This is a genomic window from Haloarcula sp. CBA1127 (assembly GCF_001485575.1).
Classification (GTDB): domain Archaea; phylum Halobacteriota; class Halobacteria; order Halobacteriales; family Haloarculaceae; genus Haloarcula.
The window spans coordinates 1,094,239-1,118,832 of record NZ_BCNB01000006.1 but is presented as its reverse complement, the minus strand read 5'-3'; the positions used below and the strand labels follow the sequence as shown (position 1 = coordinate 1,118,832).

General features: G+C 64.3%; 26 protein-coding genes. 15 read left to right on the top strand and 11 right to left on the bottom strand.

The annotated features are described in order from the left end of the window. Positions 1-47 precede the first annotated feature (47 nt). From AV059_RS10315 to AV059_RS10295, 5 genes are all read right to left on the bottom strand, one after another. On the bottom strand, positions 48-419 hold the full coding sequence (locus tag AV059_RS10315) for a DUF5658 family protein (RefSeq protein ID WP_058994328.1): 372 nt from the start codon (positions 417-419) through the stop codon (positions 48-50). 94 nt (positions 420-513) lie between these two features. After that, a complete protein-coding gene (locus AV059_RS10310) occupies positions 514-1,329 on the bottom strand; it encodes a molybdopterin-synthase adenylyltransferase MoeB (protein ID WP_058994327.1) in 816 nt (271 codons plus the stop codon). A gap of 82 nt (positions 1,330-1,411) precedes the next feature. Next, positions 1,412-2,398: a methyl-accepting chemotaxis protein gene (locus AV059_RS10305; RefSeq protein WP_058994326.1), complete on the bottom strand. Its 987-nt coding sequence runs from the start codon at positions 2,396-2,398 to the stop codon at positions 1,412-1,414. Positions 2,399-2,487: 89 nt separating this feature from the next. Further along, the gene (locus AV059_RS10300) at positions 2,488-3,990 is read right to left on the bottom strand and encodes a carboxypeptidase M32 (protein ID WP_058994325.1); all 1,503 of its coding nucleotides are present in this window, start codon (positions 3,988-3,990) and stop codon (positions 2,488-2,490) included. A 98-nt stretch (positions 3,991-4,088) separates the two neighbouring features. Next, a complete protein-coding gene (locus tag AV059_RS10295; RefSeq protein ID WP_058994324.1) occupies positions 4,089-5,171 on the bottom strand; it encodes a M20 family metallopeptidase in 1,083 nt (360 codons plus the stop codon). 212 nt (positions 5,172-5,383) lie between these two features. Here AV059_RS10295 and uvsE point away from each other — a divergent pair, with 212 nt between their 5' ends. The 4 genes from uvsE (at position 5,384) to AV059_RS10275 (ending at position 9,735) form a co-directional block, all read left to right on the top strand. Next, positions 5,384-6,307: a UV DNA damage repair endonuclease UvsE gene (gene uvsE, locus AV059_RS10290; RefSeq protein ID WP_058994323.1), complete on the top strand. Its 924-nt coding sequence runs from the start codon at positions 5,384-5,386 to the stop codon at positions 6,305-6,307. Between the two features lie 82 nt (positions 6,308-6,389). Next, a complete protein-coding gene (locus AV059_RS10285; protein WP_058994322.1) occupies positions 6,390-8,267 on the top strand; it encodes a PINc/VapC family ATPase in 1,878 nt (625 codons plus the stop codon). 87 nt (positions 8,268-8,354) lie between these two features. Then, complete coding sequence (locus AV059_RS10280; RefSeq protein WP_058994321.1) at positions 8,355-9,176, top strand: YqcI/YcgG family protein; 822 nt, start codon at positions 8,355-8,357, stop codon at positions 9,174-9,176. Position 9,177: 1 nt separating this feature from the next. Next, positions 9,178-9,735, top strand: a complete 558-nt coding sequence (locus tag AV059_RS10275) for a cysteine hydrolase family protein (protein ID WP_058994320.1) — start codon at positions 9,178-9,180, stop codon at positions 9,733-9,735. Positions 9,736-9,781: 46 nt separating this feature from the next. Here AV059_RS10275 and AV059_RS10270 read toward each other — a convergent pair whose 3' ends face one another. Then, entirely contained in the window at positions 9,782-10,045 is a 264-nt protein-coding gene (locus AV059_RS10270) for a winged helix-turn-helix domain-containing protein (RefSeq protein WP_005537476.1), read from the bottom strand. Between the two features lie 125 nt (positions 10,046-10,170). Between AV059_RS10270 and AV059_RS10265 the strand changes: the two genes are divergently transcribed. Both AV059_RS10265 and AV059_RS10260 read left to right on the top strand, forming a co-directional pair. After that, complete coding sequence (locus AV059_RS10265) at positions 10,171-10,467, top strand: hypothetical protein (RefSeq protein ID WP_058994319.1); 297 nt, start codon at positions 10,171-10,173, stop codon at positions 10,465-10,467. Positions 10,468-10,469: 2 nt separating this feature from the next. Beyond that, positions 10,470-12,299 (top strand): ribosome biogenesis/translation initiation ATPase RLI, encoded by a 1,830-nt coding sequence (locus AV059_RS10260; RefSeq protein ID WP_058994318.1) that lies wholly within the window; start codon positions 10,470-10,472, stop codon positions 12,297-12,299. 278 nt (positions 12,300-12,577) lie between these two features. Here the strand turns inward: AV059_RS10260 and AV059_RS10255 are convergent, their stop codons facing one another. Together AV059_RS10255 and AV059_RS10250 are read right to left on the bottom strand one after the other, a co-directional pair. Beyond that, positions 12,578-12,793, bottom strand: a complete 216-nt coding sequence (locus AV059_RS10255) for a hypothetical protein (protein ID WP_058994317.1) — start codon at positions 12,791-12,793, stop codon at positions 12,578-12,580. 68 nt (positions 12,794-12,861) lie between these two features. Beyond that, entirely contained in the window at positions 12,862-13,383 is a 522-nt protein-coding gene (locus AV059_RS10250) for an archaemetzincin family Zn-dependent metalloprotease (protein WP_004514915.1), read from the bottom strand. A gap of 30 nt (positions 13,384-13,413) precedes the next feature. On the opposite strand from AV059_RS10250, the gene AV059_RS10245 reads away from it, so the two are divergent. The 5 genes from AV059_RS10245 (at position 13,414) to AV059_RS10225 (ending at position 16,993) form a co-directional block, all read left to right on the top strand. Further along, positions 13,414-13,827 (top strand): UPF0146 family protein, encoded by a 414-nt coding sequence (locus AV059_RS10245; protein ID WP_058994316.1) that lies wholly within the window; start codon positions 13,414-13,416, stop codon positions 13,825-13,827. A gap of 19 nt (positions 13,828-13,846) precedes the next feature. Next, positions 13,847-14,728 carry a TIGR01548 family HAD-type hydrolase gene (locus AV059_RS10240; protein ID WP_058994315.1) on the top strand — a complete coding sequence of 294 codons (882 nt, stop codon included), beginning with the start codon at positions 13,847-13,849 and terminating at the stop codon, positions 14,726-14,728. A gap of 66 nt (positions 14,729-14,794) precedes the next feature. Beyond that, the gene (locus AV059_RS10235) at positions 14,795-15,184 is read left to right on the top strand and encodes a hypothetical protein (protein ID WP_058994314.1); all 390 of its coding nucleotides are present in this window, start codon (positions 14,795-14,797) and stop codon (positions 15,182-15,184) included. A gap of 49 nt (positions 15,185-15,233) precedes the next feature. Beyond that, positions 15,234-15,902 (top strand): NADPH-dependent F420 reductase, encoded by a 669-nt coding sequence (gene npdG, locus AV059_RS10230; protein WP_058994313.1) that lies wholly within the window; start codon positions 15,234-15,236, stop codon positions 15,900-15,902. A 338-nt stretch (positions 15,903-16,240) separates the two neighbouring features. Then, complete coding sequence (locus AV059_RS10225; RefSeq protein ID WP_058994312.1) at positions 16,241-16,993, top strand: response regulator; 753 nt, start codon at positions 16,241-16,243, stop codon at positions 16,991-16,993. A 47-nt stretch (positions 16,994-17,040) separates the two neighbouring features. Here the strand turns inward: AV059_RS10225 and AV059_RS10220 are convergent, their stop codons facing one another. Continuing rightward, entirely contained in the window at positions 17,041-17,307 is a 267-nt protein-coding gene (locus AV059_RS10220; RefSeq protein ID WP_004591027.1) for a co-chaperone YbbN, read from the bottom strand. Between the two features lie 115 nt (positions 17,308-17,422). Between AV059_RS10220 and AV059_RS10215 the strand changes: the two genes are divergently transcribed. Genes AV059_RS10215 through AV059_RS10205 form a run of 3 tightly spaced genes read left to right on the top strand, consistent with a single transcriptional unit; the run spans position 17,423 to position 19,400 of the window. After that, a complete protein-coding gene (locus AV059_RS10215) occupies positions 17,423-17,584 on the top strand; it encodes a preprotein translocase subunit Sec61beta (protein ID WP_004514908.1) in 162 nt (53 codons plus the stop codon). 44 nt (positions 17,585-17,628) lie between these two features. After that, positions 17,629-18,003 carry a hypothetical protein gene (locus tag AV059_RS10210; RefSeq protein WP_058994311.1) on the top strand — a complete coding sequence of 125 codons (375 nt, stop codon included), beginning with the start codon at positions 17,629-17,631 and terminating at the stop codon, positions 18,001-18,003. Next, complete coding sequence (locus AV059_RS10205; RefSeq protein ID WP_058994310.1) at positions 18,000-19,400, top strand: DUF402 domain-containing protein; 1,401 nt, start codon at positions 18,000-18,002, stop codon at positions 19,398-19,400. The genes AV059_RS10210 and AV059_RS10205 overlap by 4 nt, the downstream gene beginning before the upstream one ends. Before the next feature lie 25 nt (positions 19,401-19,425). Here the strand turns inward: AV059_RS10205 and AV059_RS10200 are convergent, their stop codons facing one another. Both AV059_RS10200 and AV059_RS10195 read right to left on the bottom strand, forming a co-directional pair. After that, entirely contained in the window at positions 19,426-20,832 is a 1,407-nt protein-coding gene (locus AV059_RS10200; protein WP_058994309.1) for an LVIVD repeat-containing protein, read from the bottom strand. A 45-nt stretch (positions 20,833-20,877) separates the two neighbouring features. Next, positions 20,878-21,456 carry an LURP-one-related/scramblase family protein gene (locus tag AV059_RS10195; RefSeq protein ID WP_058994308.1) on the bottom strand — a complete coding sequence of 193 codons (579 nt, stop codon included), beginning with the start codon at positions 21,454-21,456 and terminating at the stop codon, positions 20,878-20,880. Positions 21,457-21,591: 135 nt separating this feature from the next. Here AV059_RS10195 and uvrA point away from each other — a divergent pair, with 135 nt between their 5' ends. After that, entirely contained in the window at positions 21,592-24,570 is a 2,979-nt protein-coding gene (gene uvrA / locus AV059_RS10190) for an excinuclease ABC subunit UvrA (protein ID WP_058994307.1), read from the top strand. The last annotated feature ends 24 nt before the right edge of the window (positions 24,571-24,594 follow it).

Sequence of the window (24,594 nt, the reverse complement as noted above, 5' to 3'; positions counted from 1 at the left end):
AGGGTGTGAAAGGCGCTGCACAGCTGAGGCGACCAAGCACCGGAAGCTCATACTGTCGCTGCGACCAGCCCGACGTAGGTGTTGCCGAGGACGACAACCGCGCCGAGGGCGACGACAGTCAGGAGCCAGGCCCGCCACAGCGGGACCCGCTCAACCACGTCGCGACACTCCAGCAGGACGACACCAACGTAGAGGACGACGGCCATCTTCAGGGCAATCACGAGCAGCGGTTCGTGAATCAGGAGCGTCCGTATCCAGGGGTTTGCTTCTAGCCCCGGCCCAGCAACCTGCGCGGCGAACAGCGTCGACAGCGCGTCGCCAAAGCCCCAGACGAGCACCAGCGAGAACACCAGTTCGACGTAGCTGGGCTTCTGGAGGCGAACCGAGAAGGGACGAGATGCGTGGTCAGGGCGGGCCATGTAAATCGATACCACTACTGTCGACTATTAGCGCATAAAGCTCGGTTCCACAGTATCAAGCGTGAAAATTGGCAGTCAGTTGAGAACGAGCCGGTCAGTCCTCAGCGAGCGAACAGCGACCCTCGTAGCTGGCGTCGGCGACGCTCGCGATGGCCGGGTCGTCGCCACAGACCGGGCAATCCGGCTTGGGCGCGATAGGGACCTCCTCAAAGGACATCTCGGCGGCATCATAGGCGACGAGCCGCCCCTCCAGCGTCTCGCCGTAGTCCATCGCGAGCTTGACGACTTCGGTCGCTTGCATACATCCGATAGTGCCCGGCAGGACACCGAGAACGCCTGCAGTCGCGCAGTCGGGGACGGTGCCCTCCGGTGGGGCCTCGGGGAACAGACAGCGGTAACACGGGCTGTCGCCCGAAAACGTCGTCACCTGGCCCTCGAACTGGAAGATAGCTCCGTGAGAGAACGGCGTGCCCGAGAGCGTACAGGCGTCGTTGACGAGAAAGCGCGTAGCGAAGTTGTCGGAGGCGTCAACGACGATGTCGTAGTCGGCCACCAGGTCGGTCGCGTTCTCCCGCGCCAGCCGCAGTTCGTGGCGGTCGACGGTCACGTCGGGATTGAGTCCCGTGACGAACTCAGCGGCGCTGTCGACTTTTGACCGGCCAACGTCGTCGTCCGTGTGGATGACCTGCCGCTGGAGGTTCGACCGCTCGACCACGTCGTCGTCGACGATTCCAAGCCGCCCGATGCCCGCGGCCGCGAGATACTGGAGGACTGGTGCGCCGAGGCCGCCGGCCCCGACGACCAGCACATCGGTGTCGAGCAGTGCGGCCTGGCCCTCCGGCCCGACGTCGTTCATGATGATGTGCCGGGAGTAGCGGTCAAGCTGTTCTGGGTCCAGATCCGGTCGCATAGTGGTCGTACGCCACCCGGAGAAATAAACGACTGGTTCGTCTCGAGTGTTTTGAGGTGTAGGGCCGAGATGTCCAGCCGGCTCAGTTGTTGCGCTGGAGGTCCGCAACGAGGTCGTCTATCGCCTGATTGATGTCGGTGAGAAGGTCTGTTTGCCCATCGGATTCGTCGGCGATGTCGGCCGTACTGTCGGCGATATCTTTGGCTGTATCCGTGGACTGGTCGATCATGCTCGCCACTTCCTCAGTCGAAGCAGCCTGCTGGTCCGTGGCCGTCGCGACCTCCTCGATACCGTTGTTGACCTCGCGGACGGTGTCGTCGATCTCTCCGAGAATCTGGGTCGATTCCTCAACGGTGTCGATACCCTCGTCAATCTCGTCGTTGCTCTCTTCGAGACTCTCGACAGCGTTCTCGGTATCGTCCTGAATCCCGTCGATCATCTGCTCGATAGTCGTCGCCTGCTCCTGTGACTCCTCGGCGAGGCTCTTGACCTCGTTTGCGACGACGGCGAATCCTTCGCCGGCCTCGCCGGCGCGAGCGGCCTCGATGGACGCGTTCAGCGCCAGCATATTGGTCTGGTCGGCGATATCGTTGATGACATCGACGATTTCGTCGATCTCCTGAACGCTCTGCTGTATCGTCTTGACGTCCTCGGCGACGCTGTCGGCCGCCTGCTGGATGTTCTCCATCGCCTCATGGACGTCGTCAGCGTTCCCCTGTCCGCGCTCGGCGAGTTCCTTCGCTTCGCGGGAGGCCGCCGAAACTTCTTCAGATGACGAGGCGATCTGCTCGACCGACGCAGAGAGGTTCGACACTTCGTTTGCGATGTCTGTCAGACTCTCGTACTGCTCGGCGGCCTGTTCGCGGATGTCGGCGGTTTCCTCGGCGATACCGACCGACGACCCTTCCAGATCAGCCAGCATGGTCTGAATCTCGCTTGCAGCGGTGTGGCTGTAGCCGGCTTCTGTATCGATGTCCTCCGCGATATCGTCCTGAATATCCGCGTCGATATTGTCGTCGATCCCCGAACCTGTTTGACCCCGTACGTTTTCTGTCGGTCTCTCAGCCATAGTAGTCGTCACAATGGACGGGGAATATAAAACGAGTTGCCCAATAGTATCAGAGTCGATATCTGGAACGGCGTTCGTCGACCGTCGTGTCAGCAGTCGTACAGCGTGCGGTACTTCTCCTCGGCGTAGTCGAGGAAGTGCTCAGCGGTGAAGGATTCGCCAGTCGCTTCTTCGACGAGGTCGTCGGTCCGGTAGCGAGCGCCGTGCTGGTGGACGTTCTCGGTGAGCCAGTCGTGGATCGGGTCGAACTCGCCGGCACGGATGTGGTCGTCGAAGCCGTCGATGTCCTGTCGAGCGTGGTGGTCCAGTTGCGCGGCCAGCACCGACCCGAGCGTGTAGGTCGGGAAGTAGCCGAAGGACCCGTTGGTCCAGTGGATGTCCTGCAGGCAGCCCTCAGCGTCGGTGTCAGGACGGACGCCGAGATACTCCTCCATCTTGTCGTTCCAGACCTGCGGCACGTCCGCCACGTCGAGGTCCCCGCGGATGAGGTCGCGCTCGATTTCGAAGCGGACGATGATGTGCATATGGTAGGTCAGTTCGTCCGCTTCGACCCGAATGAGATTGTCGTCGTACACCTCGTTGAACGCTTCGTAGAACTGCTGGGCGGTGGCGTCGGTCCCGAGATGGTCGTTGGCCGTCTCGGTGAAGAAATCCCAGAATGGACGCGAGCGACCGACGTGGTTCTCCCAGAAGCGGGACTGTGACTCGTGAACGGAGAGGTCGCGGTTGTCGCCCAGCGGCGTGCCATAGTCCTCCTGTGGCAGACCGAGCGTGTAAGTGGCGTGGCCGAACTCGTGGATGGTTGAGCCCAGCGCGTCCAGCGGGTCCTCGGGGGTGAAGCGGGTAGTGACGCGGGCGTCGAACTGCGTCCCCATCGAGAACGGGTGGGGCGCGGTGTCGAGGCGGCCGCGGTCCCAGTCGTACCCTAGCGTGTCCAGCGCCGTCTCGACAAGAGCGTGCTGGGTGTCGTCGTCGTAGGTTCCCTCGAACGGGTCCGCAAGCGTCACGTCACTGTCGGCGATGTCGTCGATAAGCGGGACGAGTGCGTCCCGAAGATCCGTCAGCACGTCCTCGGCGGTGTCGATGCCGAGGTACGGTTCGTATTCCTCGAACAGCACCTCGTAGGGGTCGCGGTCGGGGTCGATGGCGGCGGCGTACTCCCGGCGGAGTTCGACCAGTTCTTCGAGCGTGTCAGCGAAGGCGTCGAAGTCGTCCTCGGCCTTGGCCTCCTTCCAGACCGGCAGGGCGTTCGAGGACGCCTCGGAAATGCGTTCGACCAGATCGGCGGGAACCTTGGTGGCTCGCTCGTGGTCTCGCCGGACCTCCCGGACGACAGCCGCCTGCTCGGGGTCGAGGTCGGCGTCGTCGAGTTCGTCCAGCCAGTCGGCCAGGTCGTCGTCAGTCAGCAGTTCGTGATGGAGCGTGGAGATGGCGGAGGTCTGCTTCGCCCGGGCCGGCGTGCCGGCGTCGGGCATCATCACCTGCTGGTCCCAGTTGAGGACGCCGCCGGCGTCCCCGACGTAATGGAGGCGGCGGACGTGATCCAGAAACTGCTCATACGTGGACTCGCTGTCCTCGCTCGCTGTTGCCATACGGCGGGGTTAGGCCGGCGACGGTAAAGACCCGATGCCGCCGGTAAGGGGTGCACTGGCTAACAGGGCATATCAAGGCGACACGGAACAGTCGACAATCACTCGGACGGCCACGACTCAGCGACACGCTCGTAGACAGTCCGGCACCGCTCGATGACAGCCAGCGATACGCTCTCGTCGGCGGTGTGTGCCTCGCCGGGTTCGGCCGCGCCGACAACGACGCAGTCCGTTCCGGCCTGGGCGAGCCAGCCGGCGTCGGTCGCGTGCGGTTTGACGACGTGTTCGGGTGTAGCGTCCTGAGCGGCGGTAGCGGCGTCCAGCACCCTCTCCGCAAAGTCGGCGTCGCCACAGGCCATCGGCGGGAGGTCCTGGTCGACGCGCCAGGACACGCCGTCGATGGCTTCGACCCTGTCAAGCGGTGCGCGCTCGTCGGGGACCGTCCGCTCGTCGACGGTGACCGCACAGCGCTCGGGGATGACGTTCCAGGCCGAACCCCCGTCAATCTCGGTAGCGGCGACGCTCCCGCTCATCTCGTGGCCGAGCACTGTCGTCGACGGGAAGTCGAGGTCCCGAACCACGTCGACGGCGTCGGTCGCGCGGTAGATGGCGTTCGCGCCGGCCTCGGGTTCGCTGGCATGGGCCGCCGCGCCGTCGGCAACGAGAGTCGATCCCCGCCGGCCCTTATGCGCGACGGCCACGTCCGTCGTTCCGGGTGCAGAGTAGCCGGTCGACCCCTCGCCGACGACGGCGTAGTCGGGCGCGAAACCGTCCTCGATAGCGGCCTGACAGCCGACGCCACCCTGTTCCTCGCCGACGAAGGAAGCGAAGACCAGTTCGCCGGCGGGGTCGGCGTCTCGGAAGGCCAGCATCGCCGCAGCGACACACCCTTTCATGTCCGCCGCACCGCGGCCGTAGAGGCGGCCGTTGCGTTCCTCGATGACGTACTTGCCGTCGGCGTCGACCTGCGACTCGTCCGGCGGGACGACGTCGTGGTGGCCGACGAAGGCAAGCGAGTCGTCGCCTTGTCCCTTGCGGGCGATGACGTTGCCGTGGTCGTCACGGCTGACGCGTGCATCGGTGTGCTCCCGGAGCCACGTCAAGATATACTCCCCGGCAGCCGCTTCGTCGTCGTGACTGGAGATCGAAACAAGGTCGTGAGTCAGCGATGTGAGCGTGTCCATATCCGTGGGTCGAGAGCCCGCGGAACAAAAATCCGCGGCAGGCGACGCTCGCGTTGGCTGGCCCACGCTGACCCGGTCCGAAAGATGGGCGTCAGTCCACCGGTAACTCTGTATCAGGCCTGAAACGGGTTGGAGGGGCGCAGTTTTCGCTGAGACTTCTGGTGTCCGTTTCGAACCGAACACCTGTGTGTCCCGAGCGGCAATACTCGGTAATGCTGGGCTACGCGGCGATGAACCGGACGCTCCGAGAGCGTGACCCGCCTCGCCGGTGCAATCGCGACATGCAGAAGAAGACCTGGGAATCCGAGGGTATCGAGTACGCGGCCACGCTCGCTGCGCAGAACTTCGAGGACCTGCGCGAGATTCTGCTGTGGAATCGCGACCACGGCATCAACTTCTATCGCTGTAGCTCCAAACTCGTCCCGTGGAACTCACAGTTCGACATTACTGCCCTGCCGAACTACGAGCGGGTCCAGTCACTGGCAGCGGAGTGTGGCGCGCTCGTACAGGACAACGATATGCGCCTGACCTTTCACCCGAGCCACTGGTGCAAGCTGGCGAGTGAGTCCGACGACACCGTCGCTCGCTCCGTCGAGTCGGTCGAACACCACGGCCGCTGGCTAGACCTGATGGGGCTCCCGCGGTCGCCGCGGTACGCGATTAACGTCCATATCGGCGCTCATTACGGTGACAAGGCGGCGACAGCCAACCGGTTCTGCGATGTCGTCAGCGACCTTGCGCCGCGGGCTCGCGACCGGCTGACTGTCGAAAACGACGACGCCGAGTCGCTGTGGAGCGTCCAGGAACTCGTCACGGACGTCGCCAGTCAAGTCGATATTCCCGTGACGTTCGATTATCACCATCACAGCTTCACTGACCGCGGGCTCACCTATCGTGCGGGGTTCAACCTGGCACGGGAAACGTGGGATGGCGTCTGGCCAATCACACATTACTCGGAGCCGGCGCGCCTCCGGCCAGACAGCGATGCGAGCCCACAGGCACACGCTGACCACGTCGCTGCTGTCCCGACATGGCTCACCGAACAATCGGACGTGATGATTGAATCCCACGGCAAGGAGCGGTCGTTGTTTCGCCTGCGAGCGGCCGACACCGACCGTGCGCCAAGCCCGGAGTGAGCAGGCACGCTATCGGTGTCGAACGTCGATCCGGAGCGGGAGACTCCACACCCTTATCAACGGCAGTCTCCAACGTTCGCGTATGGAAATTGTACCGGACACGAGCGTGGTCATCGACGGCCGCGTGTCCGACCAAGTGAAGGCCGACGCCGACCCCGACACGGATGTCGACGGCATGGGCTTTGCCGGCGCGACGGTCATCATTCCCGAAGCCGTCGTCGGCGAACTCGAAGCACAGGCGAACGATGGCCGCGAGACGGGCTGGGAGGGACTCGAAGAGCTCCAGACACTTGTCGACCTGGCTGAGGAAGGCACCATCGACGTAGAGTACGTCGGCCGGCGGCCCGACGCCATCGAAAAGCGCGAGGCCGGCGAAGGCCAGATCGACGCGCTCATCCGGGATATCGCTGGTGACCGCGACGCGACGCTTGTGACCAGCGATGACGTCCAGGCGGAAGTCGCCCGCGCGAAGGGTCTCGCAGTGGAGTTCATCGACCCAGTGAAGCGAACAGTCGACCGCCTGCAGATAGAGAACTTCTTCGACGAGGGGACGATGAGCGTCCACCTCAAGGTCGGTGTCGAGCCCTACGCGAAAAAGGGCTCTATCGGCGACATGCAGTACACGCCGATCCGCGACAGTCCCGCGACGGAGAGCGAACTCCGGGAGTACGCCGCCGACATCGAGGAAAGCGCACGCGCATCGCCGGACGGCTTCCTCGAACTCGACGAGCCCGGCATGACAATCACCCAGTTCCGGGACTACCGAATCGCCATCGCGCGACCGCCGTTCTCGGACGCACTCGAAATCACGGCCGTTCGGCCTATCGTCAAGACCGAACTGGACGACTACGAGTACGCTGACGAACTGCGGGACCGCTTCACCGAACACCAGCGCGGCGTCCTCATCTCTGGGTCGCCCGGAGCCGGGAAGTCCACCTTCGCCCAGGCGGTCGGGGAGTTCCTCGTCGACGCCGACTACGCGGTCAAGACGATGGAGAAACCGCGAGACCTCCAGGTCGGCCCGAACATCACGCAGTACACCGAACTCGGCGGCTCGATGGAGAAGACCGCCGACTCGCTGTTGATGGTCCGGCCTGACTACACCATCTACGATGAGGTGCGCAAGACCGACGACTTCGAGGTGTTCGCGGATATGCGACTGGCCGGCGTCGGCATGGTCGGCGTCGTCCACGCGACCCGCGCCATCGACGCGCTCCAGCGCCTCATCGGCCGCGTGGAACTCGGGCTCATCCCCCAGATCGTCGACACCGTCGTCTACATTGAAGCCGGAGAAGTCGACACGGTCTATGACGTGTCGACGGAGGTCAAGGTCCCGCAAGGCCTCATGGAGGAAGACCTTGCGCGACCGGTCATCATGGTCAAGGACTTCGAGACCGGTCGGCCGGAGTTCGAGATCTACACGTTCAACCGTCAGGTCGTCACCGTCCCGCTGAACGACGACGAGGACCAGCCGGACTCCGGCGTCGACCGCCTCGCCAAACAGGAGGTCGAACGCGAGATCCGCTCTATCGCCCGGGGTCACGTCGAGGTCGAACTCCGCGGTCCGAACACCGCTGTTGTCTGGGTCGAAGACGACGACATCTCGCAGGTCATCGGCAAGGGCGGCGGCCGCATCTCCGACGTGGAGAACCGCCTCGGTATCGACATCGACGTGCGGACCTTCGAGGAGCGACCGACCGGGCCGTCTGGCGGTCCCCAGACCGACTCCGGCGGCAAGGAGGGCGAAATCGTCCAGCCGGAGGTCACCTCCCGACACGTCATCGTGCCGCTCGACGGTCACGCCGGCGATACGGTCGAACTGCAGGCCGACGGCGAGTACCTCTTTACCGCCACGGTCTCGCGTGGCGGCGAGATTCAGGTCTCGCGCGGGTCAGGCATCGCCGAGGAACTGGAGCGAGCTATCGACCGCGGAAGCACGATTACCGTCGTGCCGTCGTAGGGTTCGGCGAGCAGGCAGTCGGCAGTTAGCACCCGCCGAGCCGACGAAAACGACAGCTAAATTCCCCTGGAACCCGACGTTCTAGCTATGACCAATGCAGTCGTCGGTAGGTTACAAGACCAAGAGACGCTGGCCGCCCGAGTGGAGCGCGGCAACGCGCCAGAGTGGGTCGGGGCCCACTGGCGGACCTTCCGCGAGGGGTTGACCGGTGAGCGAAACGGCTCCCCGTTCCCCTGTTTCTTCGGCGCGGAGTCAGTTCGAGACGGCGAGCCGCTGTACACGGCCGTCCCGTCGATGAGCGACCCGGACGCGCTGTTCGACCTCGGCCAGACGCTACTGAAGTACCTCGACACCTATCAGGACCACAGCGAGCGAGCCTCGCTGGTAACCTTCTTCCGGCCGCCCGAACGGCCCCTGACAGAGTCTGAGTACCACAGCCGCCTCTGGCATATCCTGCAGTTCCTCCACGTCCACGACCCGGAACCGTGGCCCGAGGATATCCCGACCGACCCGGACGACCCGCACTGGGAGTTCTGTTTCGGCGGCAAGCCGATGTTTCCGACCTGCCGCGCGCCGTTCTACGACACGCGAAAGAGCCGCTACTGTCCGGTCGGACTGGAAATCACGTTCCAGCCACGGGCGCTGTTCGAGGATCTGAACGTCACAGCCGATACCGAGGCCGGCCAGCATGCCCGCGATGTCATTCAGGGTCGACTGGAGGAGTACGATGGCGTCTGTCCCCACGCCGACATAGGCGACTGGGGCGTCGAGGGCGACCGGGAATGGCCCCAGTATATGCTGTCGTCGGACGAGGACGCATCGCCGGACGAGTGTCCGATGACCGTGACGCGCGAGCATCCGAAATCGAGGTGGCTCATCGAAACGCCCGCACCGGAGCCGGCCGACTGAGATGGTCGCACTGCCCGAGACGCCGGTGCTCATGCTGGTCGACTTCCAACAGGGGTTCGACGAGTCGCGGTGGGGAACACGGAACAACCCCGACGCCGAGGCGAACGCGGCGCGCTTGCTTACGGCGTGGCGAGAGCGCGGTCTGCCGGTTGTCCACGTCCGCCACAGCTCGGCGGAGTCGGACTCGCCGCTTCGGCGCGGCGAACCGGGCTTTGCGTTCAAACCGGAGCTGGAGCCCGAATCGGGGGAAGCGACGTTCGAGAAGCGCGTCAACGGCGCGTTCATCGACACCGGATTAGCGGACTGGCTCCGCGACAATGCCTTCGAGACGCTCGTCATCTGTGGCCTGACGACCGACCACTGCGTCTCGACGACGACACGGATGGCCGAGAACCGGGGGTTCGACGTTGTCGTTCCGGGCGACGCGACCGCGACGTTCGACCGGACACTCGACGGCGAACACTTCGACCCGGACCTCGTTCACCGAACGGCGCTAGCGCAACTGCGCGGTGAGTTCGCGACGATTGCGACGACGGACGACGTGGTCGCGTCGCTGTAGCGGCAAGCTCCCGACTGCGCTAGGAAGCAACGAGCGAGAAAGCGAGTTAATCCGAAACCGCGGCGTCTGCTTCTGCCGGTTGTTCGGTAATCTCGTAGAGGTTCTGTCGCGCGTCGGCGAAGTACACGTCTTCTTCGATAACACCGACTTCGTCGAGTCGTTCCAGAGCGTAGCGGACAGTCCGTGCCGAAAGCATCGACTCCTCGACGATTCCTTTCTGTGTCAGCGGGCCGTCGTACTCCAGAACCTTGTACACGAGCTTTGCGCTCGGCGGAAGGTCTGCGATGGCTTCCCCATCAGAGTCCGTCATTACCCGTAATCACAAGCGCCGGGCGCATAAAGATTGAGGAGTCAGTCTCGCCGGCGCACGCATTCGCGGCCGCGTCACAGCCCTGAACCGCGCACCTTTTGGTTGCGGGTAGTGGAACGTGTGGTATGGCTACGGAAACGGCGGACGGAATGAGCTCCCATATGCGGGGGCTCTCTGTCACGACGCTGACAGCCGTCGCTGGCATCGCCGCCGCGTTTGGTTCCAACGCGCTAGCGGCCACGCCAAACGACCCACAAGGCGTGCTCGTCCTCGCGGTCGCTATCGCAGCACAGTTCCCGATTCTGCGGGTGATCGGCATTGACACGGACGACCTCTCGGCGAAGGACGTGCTCTACATCGGCTTCATGACCTTCTCGCTGTGGTTCGTTTCGTGGGGCATTCTCCTCACAACGGGGGCATAACGATGGCTGACGATAGTATCGCCGTCGTCGACTTAGAGCGGTGTCAGCCCGACCGCTGTAACTACGAGTGCATGAACTACTGCCCGCCCAACCGCAGCGGGAAGGAATGCATCGTCAAACGGGAAGACGAGTACGAGGAAGACGAGCCCTTCGAGGGCCAGCCCGACCAGGTCCGCATCTCCGAGGAGATCTGTCTGGGCGAGTCCTGCGGTATCTGCGTGAACAAGTGTCCGTTCGACGCGATTGAGATCATCAATCTCCCACAGGAGCTGACCGACGAGCCGGTCCACCGCTACGGGGAGAACGCCTTCGCGCTGTACGGGCTCCCGAGCCCCTCTGAGGGACAGGTCACCGGGATTCTCGGCCCGAACGGCATCGGGAAGACAACGGCCGTCCGCATCCTCGCCGACGAGATGCAGCCCAATCTGGGCCGCTACGGCGAGGAACCGAACTGGGACGAAATTCTCGACGAGTACCGCGGGACCGCCCTGCAAGAATACCTCGAGCAGATGCGCGATGGCGACGTGAGCGTCGCCCGCAAGCCCCAGTACGTCGACCGGATTCCGGACCAGTTCGACGGCAAGGCGAGCGAACTGCTGAACCAGACCGACGAACGCGGGGACCTCGATTACCTCATCGAGCGGACGGGTATCGAGCCGGTCGTGGACAACCACATCGACGACCTCTCGGGCGGGGAACTCCAGCGGGTCGCCCTTGTTGCTACGCTGGCTCGTGACGCGGACTTCTACTTCCTTGACGAGATCACGCCGTATCTAGACATCGGCCAGCGGATGACCGCCGCGCGACTCATCCGCGAACTCGCCGAAGACGAGGACCGTTCGATGCTTGTCGTCGAGCACGACCTCGCGATTCTGGATCTGCTCGCCGATAACATCAACGTCGCCTACGGGACGCCCGGCGCGTTCGGTATCATCACACCGCCCAAGTCGACGAAGAAGGGCATCAACGAGTACCTCTCGGGCTACCTCGAAAACGAGAACATGCGCGTCCGTCAGACCGAAATCGAGTTCGAGGAGCACGCGCCACGGACCGCATCCGCTGGCGACGTGGTCATCGAGTACCCCGAACTCCAGAAGAGCTACGGCGATGGCGAGTTCTCGCTGTCCGTCGATGCCGGGACCATCCGTGAGAGCGAGGTGCTGGGCGTCGTCGGCCCGAACGGTATCGGGAAGTCGACGTTTGCGAAGATGCTCGCCGGCCGGTTGGAACCGAGTGCGGGCGAAATCGACACCAGTCTCGACATCGCCTACAAGCCCCAGTATATCGAGATCGACCAGCCGATGCGGGTCGACGCGTTCCTCGCGTCGATTACGGACGACTTCGGGAGTTCCTACTGGAACACCGAAATCGCACAGCCCCTCCAACTCGAATCGGTGATGGAACAGCAACTCACCGACCTTTCGGGCGGGGAGCGCCAGCGGGTCGCCATCGCGGCCTGTCTCTCGAACGACGCCGACCTCTACCTGCTGGACGAGCCCTCGGCCCATCTGGACGTGGAACAGCGGGTCATGGCGACCTCGGCCATCCGGCGCTACGCCGAGAACCACGACGCGACGGCGATGGTCATCGACCACGACATCTACATGATCGACCTGCTGGCCGACCGCCTGCTCGTCTTCGATGGCGAGCCGGCCAAGAACGGCCACGCTGCGCCGCCACAGGGCATGCGCGAGGGCATGAACGAGTTCCTCCAGAACCTCGACATCACGTTCCGCCGCGACGAGCGGACCTCACGCCCCCGTATCAACAAGCCCGACTCGCAACTGGACCGCGAGCAGAAGAACGCCGGCGAGTACTACTACGCACCGTAAGCTCAGAGGAGGAGCGAGGTCGGCGAGAGCCAGATGGCGACCGTCTCGGTATCGGAAATCCACGGGAGAAGAGACCTCAGCCGGAGCCGTTTTTGCGAGAACAGTTTGTTCAACCGGTTTCGTCGACGAAGGTCGCTACTCGACGGTCGCGCCTGCCGAACCGTGCTCGGCGTGGCTGTTGATCCACATATCACCTCGGGAGTTAGCTGGTGAGACTACGTCTCAGATGATAGTACAACCGTTATTCGAAGCGGGAGACGCAGGAATAGTCCGCGGCGTTACGCCGCAGGATCACTGTCACTGCCTGTCTCGGACCCCGCAACCGCATCGTCTAAGCCGTCGGCGACTTCTGCCGGATCGAACTCTTCATCCGGGTCAAGTTCGCGGTCCGTCTGCTCGTCTGTCTGGGACTCAGTGACCGTTTCATCACCGGTGACCGTCACGAAAACCTCTCGCAGTTCCGCAACGCGTTCGGGGGACTGACTCTTGCTCATCGCGTATGTGTACAAGTACCACAGAACTGTAGGCGCTATACCGAATCAATTTGGTATCTGTTCGCAAACTACAGCACGTTTCGCTGGCAAGAGCCACACAGCGAGACTTCCTTCACGTCGACTTGCCGGACAGTGGGGGAGAAATTCATCACGCAGCGCTTGTTGTCACAGTGCTCCAGCCCGAGCGTGTGGCCGACCTCGTGGACGACCTCCTTGCGGACCCGCTGTGAGAAGATCTCGCCGGCCGAGCGGTTCGAGAAGCCGCCGTCGGAAGAGGTCTGGAGCCGATACGTGGAGATGACGCTGCCGGAGCCACCGAGATACGCGAGCCCGAAAACGTAGTTCCGACGGCGGTAGAAGAGGTCTTTCGGCGTGATAGCGATGTTTTTGCCGCCGGAGCCGACCCGGCGGGCGAGATCGATAAACTCCTCTGCGCGGTACTGGTCACGGTCCCCATCGTACGCGCCGGCGGGAATGGACTGTGGCTCGTGCATCGAGACCTCACAGTCGTAGACGGAGCGGAGTCCGTCCGAGGCCTCACGTTTGACCTGGGCCGAGACCTCGCCCACCGGCACGATGTCGACGTGCATGGGAACGCATATGCGCCCGCATCTCATAAATTGTACGACGTGACCGACACCACCGACCCGCTCGTCGACCGACTCGCGTCCGTCGATTCCGTCGTCGAGGTCGGCATCGGAAACCACCCTGACGTAGCCGGGGCCCTGGCTGAGCGGGGCGTGGATGTGACCGCAACGGACATTGTCGAACGGGAGGCCCCCGACGGGGTGCGGTTCGTCGTGGATGACATCCTCGACCCCGACCAGTCCGTCTATGCGGGATGTGATATCGTATTCGCTCGAAACCTCCCGCCTGAACTGCACCGGCCCACGCTGACCGTTGCCGACGACGTCGATGCTGCGTTCTGGTTCACGACGCTGGGCGGCGACCAGCCGACGGTTGCCGTCGACCGCGAACAGCTCCCGGGCGGGGAGACGCTGTACCGGGCGAAAGATAGCAAGGCGCTTGAGTGAGGACTGCCTTCGCTCGCCCATGCAAGTCGACGCGGTCGTCCTCGACATCGACGGCGTGCTGGTGGACGTGGCCGACTCCTATCGCCGAGCGATCATCGAATCTATCGACCGGGTGTACGGCGACACGATCGAGAAGGCGGCGGTCCAGCAGTTCAAGGACGCCGGCGGGTTCAACAACGACTGGGAACTGACCTATGCAGCCGCGCTGTTCGTTCTTGCGGGCCGCGAGTCGGCCGTCTCCGACCTGGCGGCCTTTACCGACGCCATCGCCGAACGCGGCGGCGGGCTTGCGGCGGCCGAGGCAGTGGTTCGTGACCTGCTGGACGAACCAGCAGAAGACCGAGTCTTCGACGCCTGGGACCGCGAACAGCTCCGGGACGTGTTCCAGACGCTGTATCTCGGCACCGACCTCTACCGGGATATCGAGGGCGGCGAGCCACCGTTTGCCGCGCCGGGCTACATCCATGACGAACCGTTGCTGGTCGACGACGAGACGCTATCGGCTCTGCAGGACCGTTTCGCCGTCGGCGTCGTCACCGGCCGACCAGCCGCCGAAGCCGACATCGCACTGGAACGCGTCGGCCTCGAACTGCCCGGGGAGCACCGCTTCACGATGGATGACTGGGAGGAGGGCAAACCCCACCCCGCCGCCCTGCGGACACTCGCCGAGCGCTTCGACGCCGAGCGAGTCGCCTTTGCCGGGGACACCCTCGACGACGTAGCGACGGCAGTCAACGCCGACGAAGCCGACGACGACCGCGTGTACTACGGCATCGGCGTCCTAACTGGCGGGCTGACCGGCGATGCCGGCCGCCAGACGTTCGCCAACAACGGCGCGAGTGCCGTCATCGAATCGGTCACCGACCTGCCCGAACTGCTCGACACGATAGGAGCGGAGTAGCCGCGACAGCATCACCGACCAGCGGTAAACGGCAACGGTTTCACTGGCGGGACAGAGACCACGGGTATGCGACGACTACCGACGTTCGGCTGGGCGCTGCTGGTGAGCATCTGGGCCGGACTCGTCGGTGGCGCGGTCATCCGCGAGCCGTCAGTCGACCTGGTGCCGCTGTACGCCGTTATCTGCCAGCTACTTGGTCTTGTCGCGGCCTACGGGACGATGCGTGAACGCAGTCACATCCTCGAATCCGTCCACCGGCCGGGCCGCGTCGGGATGTTCATCATCGTCCTCTTTTTCGTGATGGTCCCGCTCACGACTGTCTTTGCCCTCGTGCTCGGGGACGCGTCAGTCGCTGGCGTCGCGACGCAGTGGGTCAGCTATCTGGTGGGCCTCGGGATCGCGCTGTACGTCGCCTTCGCCGGCGGGTTCGACCGGGCTTGGGAGAAGTACACCTGAGTGAACCTGTCACACAACGTTTATTCAGTGGTCGGCCTACGCCGTAAGTATGGACATCGCGTTGCTTGGCGGTACTGGAGACATCGGCCAAGGCCTTGCCCTCCGGTGGGCTGACGACACCAACCACACGATCATCATCGGCTCCCGGAAAGCCCAGAAAGCGGCGAACAAAGCCGAGGAGTACGAGACAGAACTGGCCAGCCGCGGCCACGACGACGTGTCAATCGCCGGTCTGGGTAACGAGGACGCCGCCGCCCGCGCCGACGTGGTTGTCGCCGCCGTCCCGGCCTACCACCTCACGGACACAATCGACGCCGTTGCCGACGAACTCGACGACACCACGCTCGTTTCCCCCGCTGTCGGGATGCAACGTGACGAGGACGGCTTCCACTACAACCGCCCCGGTGCTGGCAGCGTCACGCAGCTGGCCGCCAACGCCGCCCCCGACGACACCCCCGTCGTGGGTGCCTTCCACAACCTCGCGGCCGGTCGCCTCGCTAACCTCGACGCCGACCTCAACTGGGACACCATCGTCGTCGGCGACGACACTGACGCCAAAGACACTGTCTGTGAACTCGCCGAGGGCATCGAGGGGCTTCGTGCCCTCGACGGCGGCCCGCTCGCTAACGCCGCCGAAATTGAGGGACTGACCCCGCTGCTCATCAACGTCGCCCGCCACAACGACGGCCTGCATGACCTCGGTGTGAAGTTCCAATAGTACCTTTTTACGTCACCCCCTCTCCTCGCACGCTCTGTGAGCGCGCTGCGGGGAGCGGGTTCGCAAAAATCTACGCTAAAAACGACCTCCGAGTCGCGCTCTGTGAGCGCGCTCGGAGGGAAACCGCTCGCCATCGGCGAGCGGTATGCCCGCCGCGACCGCACAGCCGCCAGCAGCAGTGCCGTTCCGCATCCCGCTTCTACTGCAGGCCTGCCCTTCCCCGCCGCCAGCGATGAAACGCTGGCGCGGCCCGAAGCGAGGGTCGCGGTTTCATATCGTTATCAGATGTATTCAGACGAGCAGCAAATACTTGCATGCTGCAGCCATGTTAGTAGAGGATGGAGACCGAAGAGCCGCTCGCAATACTCCATGTTGACGACGACGGGGCGTTGGGAGACCTCGTGGAACTGTATCTCGAGCGGGAGGAAAGCGGCCTCGATTGTACCGTCACGACGGAGACGAATCCCGAAACCGCGCTGTCGCTGATTCGGTCGTCGGAGACCGACTTCGACTGTGTCGTCAGCGATTACGACATGCCGGAGATGAACGGTATCGACTTCCTCGAAGCCGTTCGGGAGACACATCAGGAGTTACCCGTGTTGCTGTTCTCCGGGGAGGAAACCGGCGATGTCGCCGCCGAAATCATTCAGGCCGGCGTCACCGACTACCTGAAGAAATCAGTCGGAACGGACCAGTACACGTCGCTCATCCGCCGGGTCGAACACGCTGTCGACTCGGACGGGAGCTTCGAGACGGGCAGCGAAGTCAAACTCAGCGGCGTCGGCGTCATCGGCACGGATGAGCGCTTCGAGCGAGTCGACGAAACCTACGCCTCGTACTACGGCTACGAGTCGGAGGAACTCGTCGGCGAGCACTGGTCGGAACTCCACCCGAGCAACGAGGTCCAGCACATCAGGACACACGTCATTCCTGTCGTCAGAAGCGGCGGGAAGTGGACCGGCCAGAGCAAAGGACTGCGGGCCGACGAGACCACCTTCACCGAGTCGAAGATGGTGACGGCGCTCGACGGTGGGCGGATGCTGATCGCCGTCGACGAAATCGACGATTCGGGACTGGCCGAACAGGAGTGATACAGCGGCAGCTACTGGCCGTGTGACGAACCGCAAAAGTGACCGCGTTACGCCGAGGCCTGCTGCAGTGCGTCGTCGATGTCGTCTGCCTGCGTGACGCCGACGAAGCGCTCAACGATGCCGTCGTCGTTCTCGATGATGAGCGTCGGCAGGGAGCGTACCTGATACTCGTTGGCGACGTCCTGCTCCTCGTCGACGTTGATCTTCTCGAACTCAACGTCTGCCCACTCCTCTTCGAGGTCTTCGAGGATCGGGTCCTGCGTTTTGCAAGGGCCGCACCAGTCCGCGTAGAAGTCCTTCAGTGTAACCGTCATAGTACTCTGTTCGTGTTAGCCCGCGGTATCTGATAAGGGTTATCCATGTGTACCTGGGGCACGCAATCGCGGGCGACCCGAAAGGCTTAGTGTTGGTGATACACCACCCTGAAGTATGAGTGGTAGCGACGGCGGCGGACTGATGTCCAGTGCGGGACTGGTCCGGTATTTCGACGCTGAAGACCAGAACACGATCCGTATCGACCCTCGAACAATCGTCGCGACCGGCGTTATGTTCGGGCTATTGATGCTCGTGCTGAACGCGATGATCGTGTAGGCGATTCCGCACTGTTTTCCTCTCCCCGCCACTGACTCGCGGGTATGCACTTCACGCAACGCGAACAGCAGGCGCTCCGCGATGCTGGCGTTGAGCAAGCGACCATCGAAGCGGCCTCCGACGCGGTGGTCGAAGCCACCGACGACGCGGCCGCGGCCCTCGAAGCCTTCTTCGACGGCCGCGAGACGGTGTACTCCGATATAGATATCGCTCACAGTTCCAGCGAGATTCAGGAACACACCATCGAATACTGCGACCTGTTCACTCACGCCGACGACATCCGGGGCTACCTTCGGTTCGACACCTGGGGCGTTCCGGTCAAGGGCGGGCGCGTCCTGAGCGACGAGACGGTCGAGCTCTCGCTGGGGCCGACAGTCCACGGGCGGGTCCGCTTTGCCGCCGACGAGGACGCGCTATGACCGTCCGGGTCAGGGGCATCTACGCGACGGCGCTGACCCGGCTACTGCGCGAGGCTGGCCACGAGGTCGTGCAGGCGTCGGGACCAATTCAGAATCGTTTCGACGGCGATTTCACCGACGAGCGGGCGGCGGTCACCGTGACGACGACAGATGACCAGCAGGGCGTTGGTGTCATCGGCGACCGCGACGCTGCCGCGGCCGTTACCGACCGCCTGACCGAACTCGGGCGAGACACGCTCCACTGGGACGACCCGACGCCAGAAGGGGCACTCTACGCCGGCACCGTGACTGAGACGCTGGGGAGCGGCGCTGTCGTCGACCTCGGCGACGGCGAGGGTTTCCTCCCGTACTCGTCCTCGGACGAGCGCGTCGAAACGGGCGATACGCTCCGGGTGCAGGTCGTCGAGGCGAGCGCGCCGTGGACGGACGGCCGGCCTGTGCTTGATACGACCATTGCTGTCCGCGGGTCGCTCCTCTCGCTCGTGCGCGGCGGGACCGCCAACAGGTCGGGAACCGGCGGCCCGGCGATGCTAGACCTCATCGCCGCGGACCCCCGAGACGGCTGGGGCGTCTCGTGGGAATCAGCGAGCGAGGACGCGAGCTTCGACGGGCTGGCAGAGGCGCTCGACGCTGCCAACGACCGTGCGGCGGCCATCGATGACTCACTCGATGGGGCCGACGTGCCTGAAGACTGCGCCCCCACCTGTTACGACGAAGGGCTTTCGACGGCGTGGCTGTGGTTCGGCCGCGAGAGCCGGTTCGCTCTCGACGAGACCCGCCGCGAGGTGACAGCGACGATGCCGGGCCACCACCGCGTGAAGGCCGGCGACCGGGCGGCCAGCGCCGCCGTCGACTACGTCGAAGCGCTGTGCGACGACATCGGGACCGGCGAGACGGACTTCCCCTTCGCCGTGACGGCCCGGCAGTTCGGTCCGCAGGTCGGCGGGTCACTGTCGCTAGGCCATGGCAAGCCCGACGGCCGACTCATCACGCTAGGCAATGGCGAGGTCCAGTCCGTCGATGACGACGGAACGGTGACCATCGAGCGCGAGATGAGCCCCGGCGGCACCTACGACGCGCTGGGCGTCCCGAAGGAGGCCGGCGACATCGCCGAAACAAAAGTCAAGGAAGGGCGCTGGTGGTACCCGACGGTGTACCGCGACAGCGACGGCGAGAAGAAGGGCACGTACGTCAACGTCTGTACGCCCGTCGAGGTGTTTCCCGACACTGCGCGGTACGTCGACCTCCACGTCGACGTGGTGAAACACGCCGACGGCACCGTCGAGCGGGTCGACGACGACGAGCTCGACGCGGCCGTCGAGCGCGGCCACATCTCCGAGCCGCTGGCCGAGCGCGCACGGAGCGTCGCCGCCGCCGTCAAGAGCGCGCTAGAGTGAGTAATGTCGGTCACGCGGCGCAGCGTCAGTCGCGCCGACGGCGAGCACGCCACGCTGCCAGCCCGACCGCCGCGACCGCAGACCCGACGCCGAAGCCGGGACCACCGACGCCGAGAGAGGTGTCGTCAGCGTCGGTAGCGTTGCCCGCCTCGTCGTCCGTGGGCGTTGGTGTCCGAATCTGCGGGTCAGGAAACGTGTACAGCCCGGGCTGGACCTCCGTTCCCTGGCTCGCGTTCGTGCTCCCGGCGACGAAACAGCCGGCTGCGCGCTGGGCGGTCCAGAACGAGGTCGCTTCGGTGTCGCGCCATTCAAACGCGAGTTCGGGTGCGGTCGGGTCCGTCAGGTCGTGGACACGGACACCACCGTTGTACCACGCGGAGTAACAGCGGTTGTCGGTGAGTTCGAAGTTGTGTGCCGTCGTGAGGATACCCCCCGGCGACGGGTCCGAGGTCGGCGGCGGGTCGAGCGTCGACAGCAGTTCGGCGTCGGCCGGGTCGCTGATGTCGTACAGGTCGATGCCGCTGGGGCCGCCGCTGTCGTCGTCCGCGAGGTCCCACGATTCGCCGCCGACGCCCAGCAGCGACCCGTTCTCATTGACCGTCACGAAGTGGTCGTTGCCCGGCGGTTCGCTCCGCTCGGTCCCGGGGTCCTCGATGGCGGCGAGGTCCTCGGGAGAGCGCCCGCGGACCCGCGACACGAGCGAGATGTCGCTCGAGTCCGACACGTCGACGATCCACGTTCCGCCGTCCCAGTACGCCAGGTAGGCCCGGTCGTCCTCCACCCAGACATCGTGTAGCGGCCAGAGACTCGTCGGCACGTCGGTCCAGGCATTGCCGGCGTCGAGCAGCGACCACTCGCCGACTTCCTCTTCGGCTTCGACATCAACCACGAGCAAGGGGTTGCCGTCGCGGTCGTTCGCAGTCAGATAGGCGTAGCGGCCGTCAAAATGACAGTTGTGAATGCGGGTGTCCAGTTCGAGGCCCGCGACTTGCTCCGGGGCCTGCCGGTTGCTCACATCGAAGACGACGAGGCCGTGAGCGCCGTCGGCGGGGTGGGCGGGCCCGGCGGCCAGCAGCCGCGAGCCGCTGACGGCGAGGTCCTGCACGCGCTGTATCGGACCGTCGTCGCTCTCGGCCAGCAGGTCGGTCCGGCGGCTGAGGAGTCGGGGATTGGTCGGCGTAACGAGGTCGACAAGCGCGATGCCGTCACCTGTCGCGACGTAGGCCGTGTGTCCGTCGGGGCTGGTGACGACCTCGTACACCGCCTCCATCTCCAGCACGCCCAGCGGGTCCCCGCCGGTCGGGGTGTCGGAGGCCGCTGGCACAGCCGTCCCGTCACCGGTCGGCGTCGGATGACCGTGGGTCGTCCCCGTAGCGAGGCCGACACCTGTTCCTGTGAGGGCGAGTCGTTGGAGGACCGTCCGGCGGCGCATAGCGGTCGTTGGGGGAGCCAGGGCAAGAAGGATTCCGGTGGGGCGTCAGTTCCCCTGAATCGCATCGATAACCATCGCCGCAGCGATGATCGGCTCTTTCGGAACCGTGCTGGCGTCGTCGATGGTAATCTCGTAGCGGTCTTTCAGCGAGAACTGCCCGTCGATGTTGCCGACGTGGTTGCCGTCCTGATCGGTGATCTCGTACTTGTGGGGAATCCAGCCGCCGAACGGAACGACGTTGCGGGCGATGGTCACGAGCGCGCCCTGAGAGTTGATCTCGGCGATTTTCGCCTCGGTACTGGCGTCCCGAATCTTCCACGTGTCCTGCAGAATCGAGTAGTCGTTGTCGAGGATGACGATGTCCTCGCCGGTCTTGGAGTCGGTCAGCACGTAGTTGCCGGCCACGTCGATGATGCCACCGGCCTTGACCTGAAACACCTCGTTGTCGTTTGCGTCGACAAACGGGAACTCCTCTTTCATCTTCAGCATCTTCTGTTTCCCGCGGAGGACGACGTTCCCGGCGGCGTCCATGGCTTTGTACTTGTTGCGGACCAGACTCTGTTCGACTGTGTAGCTGTCGTCGGAGAGGTCAATGCCCGCAATGTCGTAGTCGCTTGTTCCCATACCAATCTCATATCCAATATCGGTGGTAAATCTTTCGCCACACTCTTCAAAATAAAAACAGTCTCACGTGAGGAACCATCTATCGGCACCCGAACCGACAGGGTTTCCCTCCTGCCGGCCAACGAAGATGCAAAGATGAGCAAGGATATCATCGAGGTCCGAGGGGCCGAGGAACACAACCTCAAGGACGTCGACGTGGAGATTCCCCGCGAGGAACTGACAGTCGTCACCGGACTGTCGGGGTCGGGTAAATCCTCGCTCGCATTCGAGACGGTGTACGCCGAGGGCCAGCGGCGCTACATCGAATCGCTCTCCGCCTACGCACGGAACTTCCTAGGGCAGATGGACAAACCACAGGTCGAGAACGTCGAAGGTCTCTCTCCGGCGATTTCTATCGACCAGAAGAACGCCGCCAACAACCCCCGCTCGACGGTCGGCACCGTCACCGAACTGCACGACTACCTCCGTCTGCTGTATGCCCGCGTCGGCACACCGCACTGCCCGGAGTGTGGCCGCGAAGTCGGCGAGCAGTCCGCCCAGAACATGGTGTCTCGGCTGCTGGAACTGCCGGAGGGGACTCGCGCCAAACTGTGTGCGCCGGTCGTCCGCGACCAAAAGGGGGCCTTCGAAGACCTGTTCGACGACCTCGTCGGCGAGGGGTACAGCCGCGTCGAGGTCGACGGCGAGGAGTTCGACCTCACGCTGGACCGACCCGAACTGGACGAGAACTACGACCACACCATCGACGTGGTCGTGGACCGAGTGAAGATTTCGCCGGACGCCCGCTCGCGCATCACGGACTCCGTCGAAACCGCGCTCGAAGAGGCCGACGGGACGCTGAAGGTCATTCTGCCGGACCCGGCAGACGGCGCGGCAGAGACGCTCGGCGGGTCAGACGCCCGGGCAACCGGCGACCTCGCCGACGGTGAGGAGGACGACGGAGCCACCTCGGACCGCGTCGTCGTCGAACTCTCCGAGGACCTGGCCTGCACTCACTGTGGCATCGACATCTCCGAAATCGAGACGCGGTCGTTCTCGTTCAACTCACCGCACGGGGCCTGCCCGGAGTGTGAGGGGCTGGGCGAGACCAAGGAAGTCAGCGAGGACCTCGTCATCACCGACCCGACGAAGCCGCTCAAGCACGTTTTCGAGCCCTGGAGTTACGACCGGACGTACTACTCGCGGCAACTGGACAACGTCGCCGAGCACTTCGGCGTGGACCTCACGACGCCGTTCGAGGAGCTAGACGAGTCCGTCCAGCGGCAGTTCCTCTACGGCACCGACAGCAGGGTCCACTTCGAGTGGCGGACCAAGAACGGGACACGCGAGAAAACTGAGCGCTTCGAGGGCGTCATCCCGAATCTGGAGCGACGACACGTCGAAACGGATTCGGACCGCGCCCGCGAGCACATCGAGGAGTTCATGGCGACGACGACGTGCCCGGCCTGTGAAGGGACACGGCTCAAAGCGGAGTCGCGGGCAGTCCTCGTCGACGACGCATCTATCACCGAGGTCAACGAGATGTCCATCAGCGACGCGCTGGCGCACTTCGAGGGGATGGAAGAGAACCTCTCGGCCCGCGACCGGAAGATCGCCGAGGAGATTCTCAAAGAGATTCGCGCCCGTCTGGGCTTCATGACCGAGGTCGGACTGGACTACCTGACGCTGGACCGCGAGGCCTCGACGCTGTCGGGCGGTGAGAGCCAGCGAATTCGGTTGGCGACCCAGATCGGAAGCGGCCTCGTCGGTGTTCTCTACGTCCTCGACGAGCCCTCCATCGGCCTCCACCAGCGGGACAACGACCGCCTGCTGAACACGCTCGAAGAGCTTCGAGACCTCGGGAACACGCTGCTCGTGGTCGAACACGACACCGAGACGATGCGCCGGGCCGACCAGATAATCGACATGGGGCCCGGACCGGGCAAGCGCGGCGGCGAAGTCGTCGTCAACGCTCCCATGGACGAGGTCATCGACACCGAGGAATCGGTGACCGGGGAGTACCTCTCGGGCGAGCGGACGATTCCGGTGCCCGACAGCCGCCGCGAGGCCGACGGTGAACTCACCGTTCGGGGCGCTCGCCAGCACAACCTCGACGACCTCGACGTGTCCATCCCACTGGGGACGTTCACCGCCATCACGGGGGTCTCGGGGTCAGGCAAGTCCACGCTGATGCACGACGTGCTGTACAAAGGGCTGGTGCGTCGGATGAACGACACCGACGTGAACCCCGGCGAGCACGACGCCATCGACGGCCTCGACGACATCGAGACGGTGCGGCTCATCGACCAGTCGCCTATCGGCCGAACGCCCCGCTCGAATCCGGCGACGTACACCAACGTCTTCGACCACATCCGCGAACTGTTCGCCGAGACGAGCCTCTCGAAACAGCGCGGCTACGAGGTCGGCCGGTTCTCGTTCAACGTCAAGGGCGGCCGCTGTGAGGGCTGTGGCGGTCAGGGGACGGTCACCATCGACATGAACTTCCTCTCTGACGTGACGGTCCCCTGTGAGGAGTGCGGCGGCGCGCGCTACAACGACGAGACGCTGGATGTGACCTACAAGGGCGCGACCATCGCCGACGTGCTCGACATGACCGTCGAGGAAGCGTACGACTTCTTCGAGAGCCACGGCGGCATCCGTCGCCGGCTGGAACTCCTGAAGGACGTGGGGCTGGGCTATATGCGGCTGGGCCAGCCCTCGACGACGCTCTCCGGTGGCGAGGCCCAGCGCGTGAAGCTCGCCGAGGAACTCGGCAAGAAGGATTCAGGCGAGACGCTGTACCTGCTTGACGAGCCGACCACCGGGCTCCACCCCGAGGACGAACGAAAGCTCATCGACGTGCTCCATCGGCTCACCGACGACGGCAACACAGTCGTCGTTATCGAGCACGAACTCGACCTGATAAAGAACGCCGACCAGATCATCGACCTCGGCCCCGAGGGTGGCGAGAACGGCGGCGAACTCGTCGCACAGGGCACCCCGGAGGACGTGGCCCGCACCGAGGCGTCCTACACCGGACAGTACCTCCGTGACCTGCTGCCGAACGTCGACCTGGAGGGGCCGCGAGCGGACCGCGACACAGTGGCCGAACAGCCGGCTGCGGACGACGACTGAGACAGTCCGTACCGTGAAAGCTGG